General features: G+C 48.6%; 17 protein-coding genes and 1 riboswitch. Of the genes, 7 read left to right on the forward strand and 10 right to left on the reverse strand.

The window, feature by feature from the left end:
* Positions 1 to 9: 9 nt before the first annotated feature.
* Together V0288_RS03380 and V0288_RS03385 are read right to left on the reverse strand one after the other, a co-directional pair.
* Entirely contained in the window at positions 10 to 576 is a 567-nt protein-coding gene (locus V0288_RS03380; RefSeq protein ID WP_332863611.1) for a Shedu immune nuclease family protein, read from the reverse strand.
* An 88-nt stretch (positions 577 to 664) separates the two neighbouring features.
* Complete coding sequence (locus V0288_RS03385; RefSeq protein ID WP_332863612.1) at positions 665 to 946, reverse strand: hypothetical protein; 282 nt, start codon at positions 944 to 946, stop codon at positions 665 to 667.
* 133 nt (positions 947 to 1,079) lie between these two features.
* Here V0288_RS03385 and V0288_RS03390 point away from each other — a divergent pair, with 133 nt between their 5' ends.
* The 3 genes from V0288_RS03390 to cax are packed head-to-tail and all read left to right on the forward strand — an operon-like array spanning position 1,080 to position 3,471.
* Positions 1,080 to 1,952, forward strand: coding sequence for an S-methyl-5'-thioadenosine phosphorylase (locus V0288_RS03390; protein ID WP_332863613.1), 873 nt, complete (start codon positions 1,080 to 1,082; stop codon positions 1,950 to 1,952).
* On the forward strand, positions 1,949 to 2,389 hold the full coding sequence (locus tag V0288_RS03395) for a cupredoxin domain-containing protein (protein ID WP_332863614.1): 441 nt from the start codon (positions 1,949 to 1,951) through the stop codon (positions 2,387 to 2,389). The genes V0288_RS03390 and V0288_RS03395 overlap by 4 nt, the downstream gene beginning before the upstream one ends.
* Positions 2,386 to 3,471 (forward strand): calcium/proton exchanger, encoded by a 1,086-nt coding sequence (gene cax / locus V0288_RS03400; RefSeq protein WP_332863615.1) that lies wholly within the window; start codon positions 2,386 to 2,388, stop codon positions 3,469 to 3,471. Before V0288_RS03395 ends, cax begins: the two co-directional genes overlap by 4 nt.
* A gap of 16 nt (positions 3,472 to 3,487) precedes the next feature.
* On the opposite strand, the gene V0288_RS03405 is transcribed toward cax, so the two are convergent.
* Together V0288_RS03405 and V0288_RS03410 are read right to left on the reverse strand one after the other, a co-directional pair.
* On the reverse strand, positions 3,488 to 4,714 hold the full coding sequence (locus tag V0288_RS03405) for a chloride channel protein (RefSeq protein ID WP_332863616.1): 1,227 nt from the start codon (positions 4,712 to 4,714) through the stop codon (positions 3,488 to 3,490).
* Positions 4,715 to 5,033: 319 nt separating this feature from the next.
* Entirely contained in the window at positions 5,034 to 5,858 is an 825-nt protein-coding gene (locus tag V0288_RS03410) for a hypothetical protein (RefSeq protein ID WP_332863618.1), read from the reverse strand.
* Between the two features lie 254 nt (positions 5,859 to 6,112).
* Positions 6,113 to 6,244: riboswitch (cyclic di-AMP (ydaO/yuaA leader) on the forward strand.
* A gap of 96 nt (positions 6,245 to 6,340) precedes the next feature.
* On the opposite strand from V0288_RS03410, the gene ntrB reads away from it, so the two are divergent.
* The 3 genes from ntrB to V0288_RS03425 are packed head-to-tail and all read left to right on the forward strand — an operon-like array spanning position 6,341 to position 9,438.
* Positions 6,341 to 7,180 carry a nitrate ABC transporter permease gene (ntrB, locus tag V0288_RS03415; protein WP_332863619.1) on the forward strand — a complete coding sequence of 280 codons (840 nt, stop codon included), beginning with the start codon at positions 6,341 to 6,343 and terminating at the stop codon, positions 7,178 to 7,180.
* Between the two features lie 9 nt (positions 7,181 to 7,189).
* A complete protein-coding gene (locus V0288_RS03420; protein WP_332863620.1) occupies positions 7,190 to 8,596 on the forward strand; it encodes a CmpA/NrtA family ABC transporter substrate-binding protein in 1,407 nt (468 codons plus the stop codon).
* Positions 8,597 to 8,601: 5 nt separating this feature from the next.
* Complete coding sequence (locus V0288_RS03425) at positions 8,602 to 9,438, forward strand: ABC transporter ATP-binding protein (protein WP_332863621.1); 837 nt, start codon at positions 8,602 to 8,604, stop codon at positions 9,436 to 9,438.
* A 22-nt stretch (positions 9,439 to 9,460) separates the two neighbouring features.
* On the opposite strand, the gene V0288_RS03430 is transcribed toward V0288_RS03425, so the two are convergent.
* The gene (locus V0288_RS03430; protein WP_332863622.1) at positions 9,461 to 9,952 is read right to left on the reverse strand and encodes an acyl-CoA thioesterase; all 492 of its coding nucleotides are present in this window, start codon (positions 9,950 to 9,952) and stop codon (positions 9,461 to 9,463) included.
* 192 nt (positions 9,953 to 10,144) lie between these two features.
* Here V0288_RS03430 and V0288_RS03435 point away from each other — a divergent pair, with 192 nt between their 5' ends.
* Positions 10,145 to 10,306, forward strand: a complete 162-nt coding sequence (locus V0288_RS03435) for a hypothetical protein (RefSeq protein WP_332863623.1) — start codon at positions 10,145 to 10,147, stop codon at positions 10,304 to 10,306.
* 238 nt (positions 10,307 to 10,544) lie between these two features.
* On the opposite strand, the gene V0288_RS03440 is transcribed toward V0288_RS03435, so the two are convergent.
* The 5 genes from V0288_RS03440 to V0288_RS03460 form a co-directional block, all read right to left on the reverse strand.
* Positions 10,545 to 11,726: a lipid-A-disaccharide synthase-related protein gene (locus V0288_RS03440; protein ID WP_332863624.1), complete on the reverse strand. Its 1,182-nt coding sequence runs from the start codon at positions 11,724 to 11,726 to the stop codon at positions 10,545 to 10,547.
* Between the two features lie 280 nt (positions 11,727 to 12,006).
* Complete coding sequence (cobJ, locus tag V0288_RS03445; RefSeq protein WP_332863625.1) at positions 12,007 to 13,782, reverse strand: precorrin-3B C(17)-methyltransferase; 1,776 nt, start codon at positions 13,780 to 13,782, stop codon at positions 12,007 to 12,009.
* Between the two features lie 97 nt (positions 13,783 to 13,879).
* Positions 13,880 to 14,017, reverse strand: coding sequence for a hypothetical protein (locus tag V0288_RS03450; protein WP_332863626.1), 138 nt, complete (start codon positions 14,015 to 14,017; stop codon positions 13,880 to 13,882).
* A gap of 232 nt (positions 14,018 to 14,249) precedes the next feature.
* On the reverse strand, positions 14,250 to 16,202 hold the full coding sequence (locus V0288_RS03455; RefSeq protein ID WP_332863627.1) for an AbiA family abortive infection protein: 1,953 nt from the start codon (positions 16,200 to 16,202) through the stop codon (positions 14,250 to 14,252).
* Positions 16,203 to 16,373: 171 nt separating this feature from the next.
* Entirely contained in the window at positions 16,374 to 16,961 is a 588-nt protein-coding gene (locus V0288_RS03460) for a hypothetical protein (RefSeq protein WP_332863628.1), read from the reverse strand.
* Positions 16,962 to 16,968 lie beyond the last annotated feature (7 nt).

Consider the following 16,968-nt stretch of genomic DNA (forward strand, 5'->3'; position numbering starts at 1 on the left):
ATTGCTATTTCATTCTAAATTGGATTCTAATACCAAAGAATATAGTGAAAGCCGATTTCTAAGATCTCTCGCCAATTGATCGAAGGTTATACAAATTATTTTTCGAGAGTCCACCACAACCTTATTTAACCTCCAGTTAAGCCTAGATTTATCTATATCGGTAAGAAAAGAGTCTCTCCCTATAATTAACATTCCATAAACTTCAATCGTCTCGCTACCGAAAACGCTCCGAAATTGCACGGTATTTTTAAAATCGTCAATTTTCCAAAACCAATCAACAATTTGACTAAATCCCTGCTCGAATCTAGGAGACCACGCTGGTGTACTCCTATTCTTCTTATTTATGAAAATACTCGTTCTAGTAGCGTCTTCAAATTCTATAAAGCAGTAAACTTTTTTGTCCGAATCTCCGACCACAAGATCGGCGCGGAAATCACCAAAAAATGTAAATTCATGTTTGATACGATCAATTCGAGCGATTTGAGGCACATAAGAGGCGAGAAACGCTGACAAATGCAGATTTTCCCTAAAAAAAGGCAATATATCGCTAGATTCTTTCAGTTCGGCTTCGCTCAAAAGTAGATCGAATTGATTAAGCTCGAAAAGATACCTGTTTAAATCGAGAGTAAAGAGATCGAGACTATTCATCGATTATTCCTTTGAATCACATTGCTTTCAATGCGTGTAGGGTATCACGATGAATTATATCGGTGATGATAACTTCAGGTTCTTGATAACGAAAAAAAACTCTATATTGATTTCCCGCTCTCGCCATAAAATAATCATTCAAATTCTTGAGTTTGGCAATGTTCTTGTCGAGGAGACAAGAAGGATCAGGGAAGTTCACGAGACTATAAATTACGTCTGAAACCTTTTTTCGCTCTTCGGGCTGTAAAGTGTCAAGAGCTATCCGCGCTTTATTATCGAATACGATTTGATTTGCCATAGTAACCCTATCACTCGCGCGATCGAAAATATTTTGTCTGTCCTCGACTATTCTAGCAAAGGTTCTGGTGTCGCGATCGATCGCCCGTGATACGATGAGAGATTGAGTTAACTAGAGAATTCCCCCAAAGAACATGACGACGGTAAAAATTGGCATAATCGGCGGTAGCGGCCTGTATAAAATGGATGCCCTCAAGGACACCCGCGAGGTGGTTCTCGAAACCCCCTTCGGTTCCCCTTCCGACGCGTTGATCGTCGGGACGCTGGAGGGAACCCCGGTCGCGTTTCTGGCGCGTCACGGTAGAAATCACCAGTTTTTACCCACCGAATTACCCTATCGGGCGAATATTCACGCCATGAAACAGTTAGGGGTCGAGTATATTATCTCCGCGTCCGCGGTGGGGTCGTTAAAAGAGGAAGTGAAACCCCTCGATCTCGTCGTCCCGGATCAATTTATCGATCGCACGAAAACCCGTCCCTCTACTTTTTTCGGGGAGGGAATCGTCGCGCATATCGCGTTCGGCGATCCCGTCTGTCCGGAACTGGCGAGAATTTTGGGAGAATCGATCGAGAGTCTGCATTTACCCGATGTCACCCTCCATCGCGGCGGAACCTATATCTGCATGGAAGGCCCCGCTTTTTCCACGAAAGCCGAATCGAATCTCTACCGGAGTTGGGACGCGACGATTATCGGGATGACGAATCTTACCGAGGCGAAATTAGCGAGAGAAGCGGAAATCGCCTACGCTACCCTCGCCCTCGTTACCGATTACGATTGTTGGCATCCGGATCACGATCACGTTACCGTCGAGATGGTGATCGAGTACCTTCACCGCAACGCGATCAGCGCCCAGAAAGTTATTCAAGAAACCGTTCGCCGTCTCGCGGAGAATCCCCCGGTCTCGATCGCCCATTCCGCCCTCAAATACGCGATTCTCACCCCACTGGAACACGCGCCCGCCGCGACGAAAGAAAAACTCGCTCTCTTACTGAAAAAATATCTATGAAAAAGTTCGATCGATTCTGGAAAACGCTCACCTTAACCCTCTGTCTGTGGGGATTGATTTTCCTGCCGAATGCCCTCGCTGAAAACACGCCGATCGAGGTAAAAGTTACCCTAGGAAATTCACGGGGAGAGTTAAAATTCTTTCCCGATAAACTAAACTTTATCGCGGGACAGAAATACAAAATCATCCTCGATAATCCCAGCCCCAGCAAACACTATTTCACCGCGAAAGACTTCGCCGATGCCAGTTGGACGCAGAAAGTGGAAGCGGGAAAAGTGGAGATTAAAGGCGCGATTCACGAACTGGAATTAAAACCCGGCTCGGAAGCGGAATGGGTCATCCTTCCCCTAAAATCGGGTAAGTACGAACTTCACTGTTCGGTTCCCGGCCATACCGAAGCGGGAATGATCGGGGAAATTACGATTAATAACCCATGACCTTACGAAAAATCGTTTCTTTCGTCTTCCTGCTGTTTATTCCCCTCTCCGTGGCCGCCAGTCGCTTGCAATGGGGGGAAACGGCGATTTTTCTCACGTCCGCGCTCTCGATTATCCCCCTATCTATCTGGTTGAGTACCGCGGTGGAACGCGTCGCGGTGGTGACGGGGCCGATTTTGGGGGGATTGGTGAACGCGGTTTTCGGCAACACGACGACGCTGATTATCGCGCTCATCGCCCTGAAAAAAGGGTTAGTAGATATCGTGCAAGCGAGCATCACGGGGAGTATTCTCAGCGATTTATTACTCTTCATGGGAATCGGGATGCTGACCGGCGGAATTCGCTACAAAGAGCAATCTTTTAAGCCGATTCTGGCGCGGGTGAACGGTTCCTCGATGACGCTCGCGGTGATAGCGATCGCCCTACCCACCCTCGTCATCTATACTTCTAACGTGGTCTTAGAATCGGCGATTCTCAATCTCTCCCTCGTGGTCGCCACGATTTTACTCGTCGTTTACGGGTTAACGTTATTATTTTCCCTCGGAACCCATAGTTATCTCTACGAGGTGGGATTAAGTAACGAAGAAGTAGTGGATGACGGGGTTAGCGAGGAGGAAAAAGCGCGGGTTTGGAGATGGCTACTCGTCCTCCTTTTGTCCACGATCGCTGTCGCCTACGAATCGGATTTATTCGTGAACGTTGTCGAGACGGTGATGGAGGGATTTCATCTGACCCCGCTCTTTATCGGGGTGATTTTTATTCCCTTGATTAGCGATGTTTCCGGGGTCGTTACCGTCACCCAACTCGCGTTGAAAAATCAGATGGATCTGACGGTTTCCGTGGCGATGGGGGATAGTTTACTGGTGGCTTTATTCGTCGCGCCGTTATTGGTTTTCATCGGTCAATTCCTCCATCAACCGATGGATCTGAATTTCAATCCCTTTAACGTTGTCGCGTTAATCGTCGCGGTTATCGTTACGAATTTAATCAGTTTCACGGGTCGATCGAACTGGCTAGACGGTACATTTTTACTGGCGACCTATCTGATTCTAGGCGTGGCGTTTTACTATCATCCCGCTTGAAAGGCAGAGAGCCGTTTTACTCCCGACTCCCCGATCGTTTCTCGTTCAATTGAGAGGCGATAAAAGGATCTCGGGGCGATAGGAAAAACCCGACGATACTGGCGAAGAGAATCGGCGCGAAGGTACTGAAACCGGTTAATTTCGCGAGTAAGAGCGTGGTACTGAGGGGAGTTCGGGTGACGGAGGCGTTGAGACCGGCCATCACGCCGATCGTGGCGAGGGTTTCATTGAATCCGGGGTTCAGCAGGGAAAGTACCCGGCCTAAACAGGCTCCCGTGAAAAAAAGCGGGATAATAATTCCCCCTCGCCAACCTCCCGTTACCGTGACGCTAATGGCGACCATTTTGGCGATCGCTAAAACGAGCAGGAAGGAAACACTAAAATTACCCTCGATCACCGTTTCTAGTTGATGTTCCCCGAAAAAGCGGGTCAGAGGCGAGAAAACCGCCAGAATTCCCAATCCTAAGCCCGCCACAGTGGTTTTCCAGACGATATTGGGTAGGGACTCGAACCAGCGATCGCAAGCCCGAAATAAAGCGATAAACAGCCAACCGGCGATCGCCCCGACCACCCCGTAAACGATCGCCTCGGCGAAATCGAACAGACTCTCGACGTTATAGTGGGGGAAATGCCAGACGGGGCCAATTCCCAGGCGCGTGATCGCCACGAAGATCGCGTAACCCGCGCAACTGGCCACCACCGCGGGCATGAAAGCCTCCGCGTACAGCGCGACCTGCTGGTGGTGCAGGATTTCCAGGGCGAAAAAAGCGCCTCCCAGGGGTGCGCCGAACAGCACGGTAAACCCGGAGGCCATCCCCGCGATACTTAGCGATCGCAACGCCTCCCCGCGCGCGCCGAACCGATCGGCGAACCACGTCCCGATCGAACCCGTCACCTGTACCATCGGCGCTTCCGGCCCCGCGCTCCCCCCGCTGGCAATACTGAGCAGGGACGAGAGAATCATCGAGGGATTCTCCCGTAGGCGCAACCGACCGCCGTTGAGGTGAATATTATCGATAATCAGACCGATCTCGCCCGGATTTCCCAGCCAGCGAATGACGAGACCGATCGCTAAACCCACCAGGGGCATGACGAGTAAGAGGGAAAGTCCGGTAAAGCGATCGAACCATTCCATCACCCGCGCCAAAACGATCCAATAGATAGCGGCGAACAGACCGCAGACAATTCCCAGCGTCGCCCATAACAAAACCGATCGGGTCAGAGTAATCGGGTTTTCCCTCATTCGTTGTCGGGTAAGTTTCTATATTTTCTGTATATTTTTATACGATTCGCTATCAAAACCTGTCAATCTATCGGAAAGAAGATTTTCCATTTTTCGATCGGGAGCGGTAAGTAGCCCGCCACGTCCACAGACTTTTTGCTAAACGATGAGGTACGGATTTCCCGGTTTTAGGCGAGGGGAACCTACTACCGAATTCCTTGATTCCTAGCCCGGATACGGGTGGAGAAAAAGGGAAAGGCAAATCCCGTCCACCTTTTCCCTTTCCCCTTTAACCTTTTCAGCGAACCTAGAAGTCTGTCTTGTTTTTTGACAAATGGTATTATTGTCCTTCTTGGCTCTGACTCTCGCTCGCTCCCTCGTTCGGAGGGGAATTTGGTAAAAGAAAATTGGGAAGTTGAATTTTACTCGAATCGAAGTTAATTAGCAGTTTATTATAGGTACTTAAGAGATTGTTATTATCGGTAATCAGGGTTTGCAATTGTTGGGCGATCGTGAGTTTTTGCGATTCCGATGGAGGCGATAGGGTTGCCAATCTCGTTAAAATTTGCTGGTATAAATTTTCGTAGGTAACGAAAGCTTCGGTATGTCTCGTGGCGTTTTCTTGCATTTTAAAAACCACGCTCATAGAACCGTTCAGTAAAGCGATCGTCGAGGAGGTGATAAACACGTTAATCATATAAGAATTGGCTTCTTTCCATCCTTCCTTACTGATATAAAAAAGACTGATTCCCGAAACGATCGCCGCGCTGGAAGTGAGAGGTAGAACGACAAATAACCAGTTATAATAATCTACGGCAATGGTTTTATTTTGTTCTTGTTTGGTTAAAATGTAGGAAAGTTGTTCTTTAATTCTGTGTTTTTCTATCTCAATATTTGAGTATTTTTTTAAATAGCTATTGAGGTTCGATTCCAGATTGTTCGTATTCTCTTCTAAAGACCTTTCCGCGGGTTTTGACCATCGATCGCCGATCGGTTTCGCACCCAAATAATACAATCCCGCCGCCAGAATTATCGTCGCCCCTACTAAACATCCCGATACGATCGCGTGGGCGATCATCGCGGGAGTGTTTTGTCCGCTCAAGAAACTTTTGAAAGAGGGTAGGGGATTTTCCGGGGTTTCCGGATCTGGTTTTTCGGGAGACATTTCTTTTCCGTGGCTTCGATGGCGTACAGACTTTTTCCTAAAAGACGGGATACGGGTTGACCAATTTTAGGCAAAAGGCAAGAGAATAATGTACCGCTCGTTTTCGAGAAACGAAGTATAACCTAAAAATAGCTTATTTTTTCGAGTTTAGAGAAGATCTATAGAAAAAATTAACCCGATCGCCCGATCGAGGCAAACTGTTACCCGTGATATAGATCTCGCCCGCTCGATCGTGTTACCATTCATCACTAAACAGAGTAAGTCAGCCTAATCCAGCTTCGCGCTGGAGCGGAGGAACCGAGTACCGGGGCGCATTTCAGCCATTGAAAGGGACATCTTCCAGTCCTAGCCCGTCAGCTAACTTCGTCGGCATTGGGAGAAGACTGAAAAGAGGCGGAATTTTAGCGATTCATGCCCCTTTCAGGATTCTTAGTCGGTACTGCTCTTCGTTCGTACCTAATCCTCACACGGGGTAAATCCAAATGAATATAGCGGCTATTCTAGTCGCCGGGCGCGTCGCGTGGAACCGAGCGAAACCTTTGCTCGTTCGGGACGCGGTAATCTATCCGGCGATCGGTTTTCTCGGTCTCATACTGCTGTGGTGGGCGATCGCCCTCGTCCGGCACGAACTCATGCCCACGCCTTTAGAAGCGTTAACCGCCAATTTAGACTATATTTTCCATCCTTTCTACCGGCGCGGGCCCGGCGATCTCGGCATCGGTTGGTTATTACTGGCCAGTTTACGACGCGTCTCGATCGGTTTTCTCCTCGGCGCGGCCGTAGCCATTCCCACGGGTTTTCTCATCGGCCTCTCGCGACCGGCCATGCTAATCCTCAACCCTATCATCCAGATTTTACGCCCCGTCTCGCCCCTCGCCTGGCTTCCGATCGCCCTAGCCATGTTCGGAGTCGCGGAACCCTCGGCGATTTTCGTCATCTTCATCACCTCTCTCTGGTCAACGATGATTAATACGGCCTTGGGAGTCGCCAGCGTACCGAAAGACTATATAGACGTGGCCAGAGTCCTAGAAATGCCCGCCTATCGCCGAATTTATAAGATTATTCTGCCCGCGAGTCTGCCCTACATTTTCACGGGTTTACGGTTGAGTCTGGGTATCGCCTGGCTGGTAATCGTCGCGGTGGAGATGTTAACCGGGGGAGTCGGTATCGGTTTCTTCCTCTGGGACGAATGGAACCGTTTAAATCTGAGTTCGGTATTTCTCGCGGTGATCGTCATCGGCCTCACCGGTTTAATCCTCGACTATCTCATCGGTCGCCTACAGGTTCTCGTTACCCACCGTCCCGCGAAAACGGGCGGTTAACCAACCACCATGAATCAAAATTCTATTTCTCGACGCGCCTTTTTAGGGGGATTAGGGGCGACGGTGGTTAGTGGTAGCCTATCTTCCTGCGCTATCAACGCCAGCCGTAACCCGACGGCACTTTCCGAAGCCGCCCTCGCCGTCGCACCGATTATCGATCCGAAAACCCTCGAAAAACCGAACCTAACCATCGGGTACGTTCCCGTCAACGATTGCGCGCCCTTCGCCGTCGCCTGGGAAAAGGGATTTTTCCGAAAATACGGCTTGAATGTCAAACTCAGCAGGGAATCCAGTTGGGCGAACTCCCGCGACGGAATTATCTTCGGGCGGTTGGACGCGTCGCCGGTGGTTTCCGGGGCGGTGACGAACGCGCGGACGGGCGCGGAAGGGGCGAGAAAAGCGCCGCTATGCGCCGCGATGACGATTCACCGCCACGGCAACGCGATGACGATGGATCGCGGGATGTGGGACTACGGTATCCGTCCTTTACGGGAGTATAACGGCGATCTAGACCGATTCGGTAAGGATTTACGGGGATATTTCGACAGTATCCCGATCGAGAATCGGATCTGGGCGGTGGTGTTAAGTTCGTCGATCTACGAGTATTTCGTCCGCTATCTCGCCGCGTCGATGGGCATTAATCCTACTGAAGAGTTCCGTTTACTGATTATCCCGCCGCCGCAGATGGTGAACAACGTGCGGATGGGTACGATGCAAGCCTATATGGTGGCGGAACCGTGGAACACGCGGGCGATCTCGGGTAACGAGGGAGTCGGTTTCACGTTCGCGCAGGGACGGGAGATCTGGCAGGGACACCCCGATCGAGTGCTTGCCGTGATGGAGTCTTTTATCGAGAGATATCCCAAAACCTATCGATCGCTGGTGAAAGCGATGATCGAAGCCTGTCAGTATTGCGATAAACCCGAAAATCGGGCGGAAGTGGCGGAAATTATCTCCGGGCGATCGTTCACCGGGGCGAAACCGAAAGTCACCCGGCCCGCGATCGTCGGCGATTACAACTACGGCGGGTTCGACGGGCGAGAACGGGTGGTAAATAGTCCAGAAACGACGATTTTCTTTAAAATGCCCGAAGATATCGCCAAAGCGCCCGGCGATCACTCTACATTCCTCTGGCAGTCGGAAAGTCTCTGGCTGATGACGCAGGCGGCGCGCTGGGGGCAGATCGCGGAGATCCCGAAAAAAGCGGAGGAAATCGCCCGAAAAGCCTGGCGAACCGATTTATACCGGGAAATCGCGGGGGAAATGGGTGTCATCTGTCCCGCGGAGGATCATTACATCGCGCCCGCGTCGGCTTTTGTCGATCGAAAGGCTTTCGATCCGGGCGATCCGATCGGTTATCTAAAAAGTTTTGAAATTCGCGCCAACGCGCCGAAATCCTTTTATCAATACGGGTGAATATTATGGCTCAATTTTCTTCGGTTCCCGCGTCTATCCGCGATTCTTCCGCGAACGAGGAATTTTTAACGGTGAAAAATCTCGTGAAAGCCTATCCGAAATCCGATGGGAGTCAGTCCGTGATTCTCGACGGGGTGAATCTCTCGATCGGCGCGGAGGAATATATCTCGGTGATCGGTCATTCCGGGTGCGGGAAATCCACGTTATTAAAAATTATCGCGGGTTTGGAAGAACCGACCTCGGGACAGGTGACGTTAGAGGGAAAGTTAATCCGGAAACCGGGGTCCGATCGCATGATGGTTTTCCAGCATTATTCGCTTCTTCCCTGGTTAACGGTGCGGGAAAATATCCGATTAGCGATCGATGAAGTTCTCAAAAATGCCAGTCGATCGGAGAAAGCGAGTATCGTCAACGAACATCTCGCGATGGTTCATCTTACCGCGGCGGCCGATAAATATCCCGAGGAAATTTCCGGGGGAATGAAACAACGCGTCGGGATCGCCCGCGCCCTCGCCACCCGTCCGAAAATGTTGTTAATGGATGAACCTTTCGGCGCGTTGGACGCGTTGACGAAGCGGAAATTACAACAGGAAGTTTTGAAGATTTGGGAGAGTCACCGTCAGGCGGTTATGATGATCACGCACGATGTAGACGAGGCGATTTTTATGTCCGATCGCATCGTTTTAATGACCAACGGACCGCGGGCGAATATCGGCGAGATCCTGAAAGTTCCCTTCCCCCACCCGCGCGATCGACACGCCATGCGCGAGACACAGGAATACTACGATCTCCGCAATCACGCGCTCGATTTTCTAGAGCGTTATTTCACCGCGGACGAGTAGCGATCGAGAGGGGAAAACGCTCTTATTTCCCCTCGAAAAACCCGGTTAATAACTCTTTCAGTGCCGGGGGAAGTTGACGGGTAATCTTGCCTTTCTCTCGATCGATCCCCACCAGTGTCACCCGCGCGGTGACGTACAACTCGCTCCCGTCCTCGGATTCGATGCGGTAATCCCAGTTAATTCTCACTCCCTCGATGCGATCCATCCGCGTTTTGACGATCGCCGACTGTCCCATCGAGATCGAGCGATGATACCGTATAGAAAGCTCGACCACCGGTAGATCGCAACCGATCTTAACTAACTCGGCGAAATCCATCCCCAAGGAACGCAAACATTCCACCCGCGCTTCTTCCATCCAGGTGAGATAGGAACCGTGCCAGACGATGCCGGAATAGTCGGTATGATGGGGTTGCGCTCGTACCGGATACTCGAACCAGTGTTCCGTTTTCGCTTCTAGTTCGGATTTGGCGAGCGCGGTGGTTGTCGGTAGCGCGGGTGTCTCTCGATCGTTCATGGCAAAAGATATTGATAGCCTCTACGGGTTCTCGCGATTTTTCCCTATCGATATTACTCGATCTCGTCGTTGTCTATCTCGGAACACAATTTATTGAAATTGTCAAGAAAATTCTTTTCCCCCGACTCTTTTCAAATCGAACAGCACCGGTTAGGATGGAATAAACTTGTAATTTACCGATTTTATCGAAAGATGGTGCCGAATAAAACGATATTGCATCGCCTCTCCTGCCCTCACTGCGAGGGAAAAGGATACTACGTTATTCGAGACTGTACCGGGGAGATCCAGCGCGAGGAAACCTGTTCTTTCTGTCGCGGGACGGGGGTTTTACCGGACAAGGATGAGGAAGAGTAGACCTTTCGCGGAATTGATTCTCGCGCTCTAAAAGCTTGAGAATCACGCGGATCGGCAAATCGATCGCTTTTTTATCGGAATTTTAGCTCTTTGGTGGATTAAGCTTCGCTAATCCACCCTACGGTCTTGAAAATCGCGTGAATCAGAAAATCGATCGCTCTTTTATCGGAGTTCTCGATAAATACTTATTTATTATTCCTCCTGACTCCTGACTCCTGACTCCTGACTCCTGCCTCCTTCACCCGCGATCGTGCAGAAATCGATCGATCTTCTCGGCGATCGCTCGCGAGCCGCCGGCTAATCCCACCCGTTCCCGCCCGTTTTCCCGACATATCCGCGAGCGATCGCTATCTTGGAGAATTTCCACCACCTTTCTCGCCGCGGTCGCGAATAACTCCGGTTCGGTCGGTTTTTTACCCACCGTGATCACCGATTCGCCTAACAGTCTCATCTGTGCTTCGGCGAAGGGATAGGTAAATTGCGGGCCGCGGCCGGGAATTTGAATCACCGGTTTGCCCAATCCTACCGCTTGTTCTACCGCCGTTCCCGCCATACCGATCGCCACGTCACAACGGTGTAAAATATCCGCGAACGCGTCCCGGTGGCAATGCACGATCGCGCTATCCCCGCGTAACTTTCCTTCCCCCAAATACTCCCACCCCCGTTGTCGCGCCAGTTTTTCTAACTCGGTTTCCGTGATCCCGGAAACGATCGCCGCGATAAACTGCATCGGCTGAATTTTGGCGATTTCCCGACAGATAGCCAGTTCTAGGCTTAAATTATGCAATGCCTCCGGCAGACGGCTTCCGGGGAGTAACGCGATCGTCGGTACGCGGGAATCTAACCCGAGATCCTTTCCCGTCGGCGCGATCGCGTCCATGATCGGGTATCCCGCGTGAATCGCCTTTTTCATTCCCCGACTTTGTAGATCTTCGGCGGTAAAGCGATCTCTAGTGAATACCTGTAAACAACGCGGGGAACCTAGACAGAATTCGGTGAGCGCGGGGAGTCGTAAACGTCCCTCGTAATAACTAGAGGTAGAGACGATAAACGCGATAAACGGACGACCGGTGAGCCAGGCGACGGTTATCGGAAAAATATCCCCCACGGCGATTAATAAGTCATAATCTTGACCCGATCGTAGGATCGATCGCACCTGTCGAACCGTTAAACCGATCAACCCCGCGAGGATATCCCGCGCGCAATTCATCGGATCGGTATAGATAATCCCCCCCGACGGCAGGTTAGAAGTCGGCCCGATAATGGGAACCCCCAAGCGTCGATACGCGTTCCCTTCCCCCACCAACGGCATGGCCGAGATCGATACGTCCGGATTCCTATCGATCAATTCCCGGAGGATCAAACTCGCGTTCAAATCCTCGCCATGACCGTTACTGAGGAACAAAACCCGTTTACTCATTAGATTTCTCGCGGAAAATAGAACTTCTCCTTGAGAAAGGAGGTAAGAAACAGGAAATAGGGTAGAGGAGGTGGAAGAGAAGAGTTTTTAGCGATCGATCCCGCGGGAGATCGATCGAGTGGTCGGGAAAAATACGGCGATCGTTCGAGACAGACTCCCGTTAATCGGCAACGAGGAAAATTTTACCGGAAACCAACGGGTTACAAGCCTCCCTGTTTAAAGGGAAAACCCACCTCCTGCCTCCTGCCTCCTGCCTCCTGCCTCCTCTGACCCCATTTTCCTAGCCGATCTCGTACCCGCGCGGGGTGATCAGCCAGTCCGCGTGTTGTCGGGTTCGACTGTTGCCGATGAGAATCACGGTTAACATATCGATCGCCCCGTTCAACATCTCCCCTAGGGTAGTGATCGCGATTTCCTCGTCCTCTCGGTAAACGTCGCGTCCGATCGCCACCGGGGTCGCCGGATCGCGATATTTCAGGAAAATTTCCCGCGCTGTAACGATTAGCTCGGTACGGGTGTTCGATCGGGGGTTATATAATGCCGTCACGAAATCCCCCATCGCGGCCGCTTCCAAACGTTTGATAATCACCTCGCGGGGAGTTAATAAATCGCTGAGACTGATAGCGCAAAAATCGTGCATTAACGGCGCGCCAATCCGAGAAGCTAACCCCTGCATCGCGGTTATTCCGGGGAAAACCCGCACTTTCGGGCTTTTTCCGTCCCATCCCGTCCCCTGTAACTGTTCCATCACCAATCCGGCCATCCCGTAGATGCCGGAGTCTCCCGACGAGATCACGGCTACCGTTAATCCCCATCGTGCCAGATCGATCGCCCGGATCGCCCGTTCTTTCTCCTTGGTAATCGGTAGCGCTTCCAAGATCTGGCCCGCGCGCGTCAGGGGACGGATCAGGTCAACGTAGAGGGAATAGCCGATAATGACATCCGCTTCCCGTAAGGCCGCTTTCGCCGCCGAGGTCATCTGATCGAGTCTGCCGGGGCCGGTTCCCACCAGCCAGATCTGTCCCTCTCGATCGAGATATTCGCGTTCGGAGACAGAAACGGCGATCGTGACCGCTTCCGATTCGATCTGCTTGGGAACGAGTAATTTTTCGCCCATTTTCAAGGCGGAGGCTTCCGCTACGCTGGGGGTTCCCACTTCCTTCGCGACGACTTCCGAGGGATTGGGAACCTCGATCGCCTGCAATTCTTCAGCCGTAAAGGTTTTCAGGGGTAAATTCTTTTCCCGACAGTATTCTAGTAATCCAACCTCATCGGCTTTAAGGTCGATCGAAACCAGTCCGGCGATCGATTCGGTGGCGAGATGGTAGCGTTGAAAGACCGTCTCGATCGCGGTCTCGATCGCTTCCCGCGTCGTCCCGCGAATACAGCCGATTCCCACCCATAAAACCCGCGGATGCCACTGGACTTTCGACAGGGAGGAATCGGGGGAAAATTGCCGTCGCGTGAAGCCGATCCAGACCCGACCTTTATACTCTCCCCCTTCCGGATCGAAATGAAAGGAATGATCCCGCGGTAAATGTTCCTGCCAGAGAGGCGATCCGGCTTCCTGGATCACCTGTACCGGTTCGCGACGGACGATCGCCGCGCTAACTCCCGTCCAATCCCCCGCGCCTTTTTTCCAGCCGAAGGGAATTCCCATTCGATCGATCTCCGGCAATTTTAAAGCGGTGGACGCGCTGGTAATAATCGCGGTCGCGTCGAGTTGGCTGGCGATGAGTGCGGTTAATCGATCGCCGTTTCCCCCGTGTCCCCCGCACAAACTGATCGCGAATTGCAGGGTAGGATCGAGGACGATCACCGCGGGATCGCTGGCTTTATCGCGTAAAAGCGGTGCGATTAAACGAATTACCGCCCCCGTTGCCAGTAGGAAGACAAAAGCTCGATATTTATCCCAATTTTCCTCTAATAACTCTTTTAGGGTAAGGCGATCGTTCGTCAAAATCGAGATGGAATTTTCTTGACAAAACGATGCAAATGCTGTATCAGGGATGGGACAGATCGCGGCGATCGGTTGGAAAGAGTCGAAAACAGTCAAAGTCGATCGGGAAAAAACGCCTTTTTTATCTTACGGGAGCGCGATCGATCGGGCAAATGTATCGTTCCCTCGATCGGGGTCGTCCGTAGTTTCCGAATCATAACGGCAGATATTGAACGCGATCCGCTAAATCTTCGGGGTCGCTGGCTTTGGCGATAATTTCTAGGTCGCGGATACAATCGCCGAGAGTGATACACTTTTGAATATCTTTATATTCGGTGGTCGTGAGTGTCATGGGTTATTGTAGAGACTGAATTTTTATCTCGATCGTTTCTTCCCATTTCTCGCTGACGGTAATATAAACCGGTTGCGAGCGATCTAATTGATCGAATATTTTTGAAAGGCGATCGTGTACTGTGTTGAGTCAATCATTTTCGCAATTCTTGATCATTTTATGTTTGAATTTATTTGAATTAATGATTTTCAATTTTCATGATTAATCAAAAATAAAAAATTTCCAAAAAACCTTACAAAAGAAACTCCAAACAACGACCAACATGATTGTAATAATCTAGATATTCTTCTTTCGTGACTTCCCATGCAATACTTTCGTCAGAACCTGGATGGGAAACACTATTAGAGTTTCTACGATCAAATAAATTTCTGATTTTTATACATACCTCATGTTGAATTCCTTTTGATTGTAAAAACGTAACTACACTATTAACATCATAAGTTTTTTTGTCCGCTTTTTCTTGTTTAATACATACAGCGTGAATTTCATTGACTAAATGGTTAAGCGCGACTGAATATGATGTATTTCTCTCACTTAAAATTCGTAGTCTAGTTTGTTCTAACACGTCGGGCATTTCTGATATTTTTTTCATTTGCATACAAGCAAGATTATAATATCCTGGCTTATCGCAATTCAGATTTCCATCTTGAATTAAATCAATGATACCGCTCATGTGAGTATTTTGCCTAAGCTTTTTTAGGAGGTCTGTATCATTAAAATTAGTTTGACATAACAATTTTACGATTAAATCGGCATCTCCTGTGGTAATAATCTTTTTATTCAAGCAAAACTCTCTAAATCGCAATATTTCGCTCTCATCTTTTAGTAAGATAATAAGTATTTCGAGAGGACTCACCTTGACTAGATCAAAATTAAAATTTTTAAATACTCTCTTGATCTTTTTTTTGTTTTCTGGCTTTTCGAGAATTTGTTCGACACTCTTGTCAAATATTTCTTGGAGGATTTCTTTTCGTGCTAGATTATCTCTGATATAATAATCTTCAACGCTAGTTTTTTTTATTTTTCTTAATTCTTTTAAAATTTTTTCTAATTTTTCTTGAGGAGTTTCAATGACTGACTCTACTTCTTTTTCGTCATCATTATCATCATCTTCTTGAATAGCACTAAAATATTCATCGCTTGGAGACAAGTTTTTTATGTTTTTAATAAGCTCTTCTTTCTCTTTTTTCTTTGATAGTCGATAAAGCCTAGTTTTTAAATTTAGTTTAAGACCAAGCTGAATATATAAAACTTCAGCAATTTGAGATGAAATCGAATGAACGAGTAAACCTTGAGATTTCTGATCCGTGTTATGCTTAAATGTTATAGATATATATATATCATCAGTATATCTAATAATCTTGTGTGATTCAATAAAATTCCTGTTATTGATGAGTATGTCATCAATAAATAAATCTCCAAAAACTAAATATAAATATCCAATAAAACTAGAAATAATATTGTTATCAGACTGAGGGATGCCAGATTTTTCATTAGAGATAAACTGAAAAAAACAAAAAATTTGTTCTCTTGTAAAAACATCGTAAGCTAGATTAGCCTGTACGCTCGGCTTTATAAAACGACTTAGCAGGCTTAGTAATTTTGGCATTGACAATTCATTAAAATAATTCTCAATATCAAGTCTAAGAACTACTTTGTCTTGTTCTCCAGATTTGATTTCTTGTTTAATTTTTGATTCAAAATCTTTGTAAAAACTGCGATAATAAATATTTGTAGAAGTAAGTTGTATTTTCCCAGATTTATAATGAAGATTGCCACCGTAGAAAGATTCAATTCTCGGTATTTTTTTATAAGTCTCGTTCAAAAATTCCTGTGATAGCTTAAGTAAATAAAGACCGACAGCATAGTAAACCACTCTCATGGGATAGGTAAAAAATTTATACTCTCTCAACCCCAGCCCTAGCTTGGGTATAACATAAGATAGAACGGCAAATTCTTTTTTTAAACCATAAAAAAGACCCGTGGATATTTTGACATCAAAATATTTTCCTGCATCATCTTCTAAGCAGTTAACGTCTAGATTTTCATAATAAAACATACTAAGAGTATTAAAATGTCTATTGCTTTTCTTTTGTTTGATCTGAAACTTCAGAAGTTTTAGAGCATCCTGCCATAGATTATACGTGATAAAGTATCCGAGTTGTGTTTTGTTGCTGTTAGTCATTATTATTCTACTTAAACTAAATTATTTAATCACTCATTTGTGTTCTTCAACTTATTTGCTGTTCAACGTTATGTAAGCCGTGAAAGAGATGGTACAAACTTATCCACCATGAGGTATTGGGAAATGGCTCATCTTAGCTTTTGCCATAATACTGTCTTTTTGGTATCCGCTCTACACCTTGATCGAACTCGGTTCGTCTACCGCCGCGATAATGCGGTGACAGCCGGAATTAGGTTTCGCCCACTGGTATTGGTGTTCGAGGGGGTTGCCCCAACAGAGACCTAAATATAACTCCGTCCGCGCAACATCCAGTTCCGCCCATTCCGCCCCCTCGATGAACTCCTCTAGGGAATCCGGGGAAATCCGACGACGGGAATCGATCGATAGCCAGAAATTCATCCCCCGCGTCGCCTCCCACCAGAACTCCAGTACCGAGGCTTTCGCGTTGACGAGAGTTTCCTTATCCCCCTCGATCGCCACCAATTGATTGTGAATTTCCGGGTAGCGGATCGATCGCTCCCCGAAGGTGCAAACTCGCCAGATAATCCCCGAAACCCCGTATTCCCGTTGATACTCGTGGATCTGGCGGCGGAAATCCCGATAGGCGAACACCTTACCCGCCTTTTCCAGATCGATCGCTTTCGCGAGTACGGGATTACCGACCCGATCGGCACTGGAAAGTAGGACGCGTTCCCCCTTCCAAGTGGCGTGCATCTCTCGATCGAGGATTTCAATCAACTGCTGTGTCGAGTAGGTCATTCTTCGG

This window comes from Pannus brasiliensis CCIBt3594, from assembly GCF_036688125.1.
Lineage (GTDB): Bacteria > Cyanobacteriota > Cyanobacteriia > Cyanobacteriales > Microcystaceae > Pannus > Pannus brasiliensis.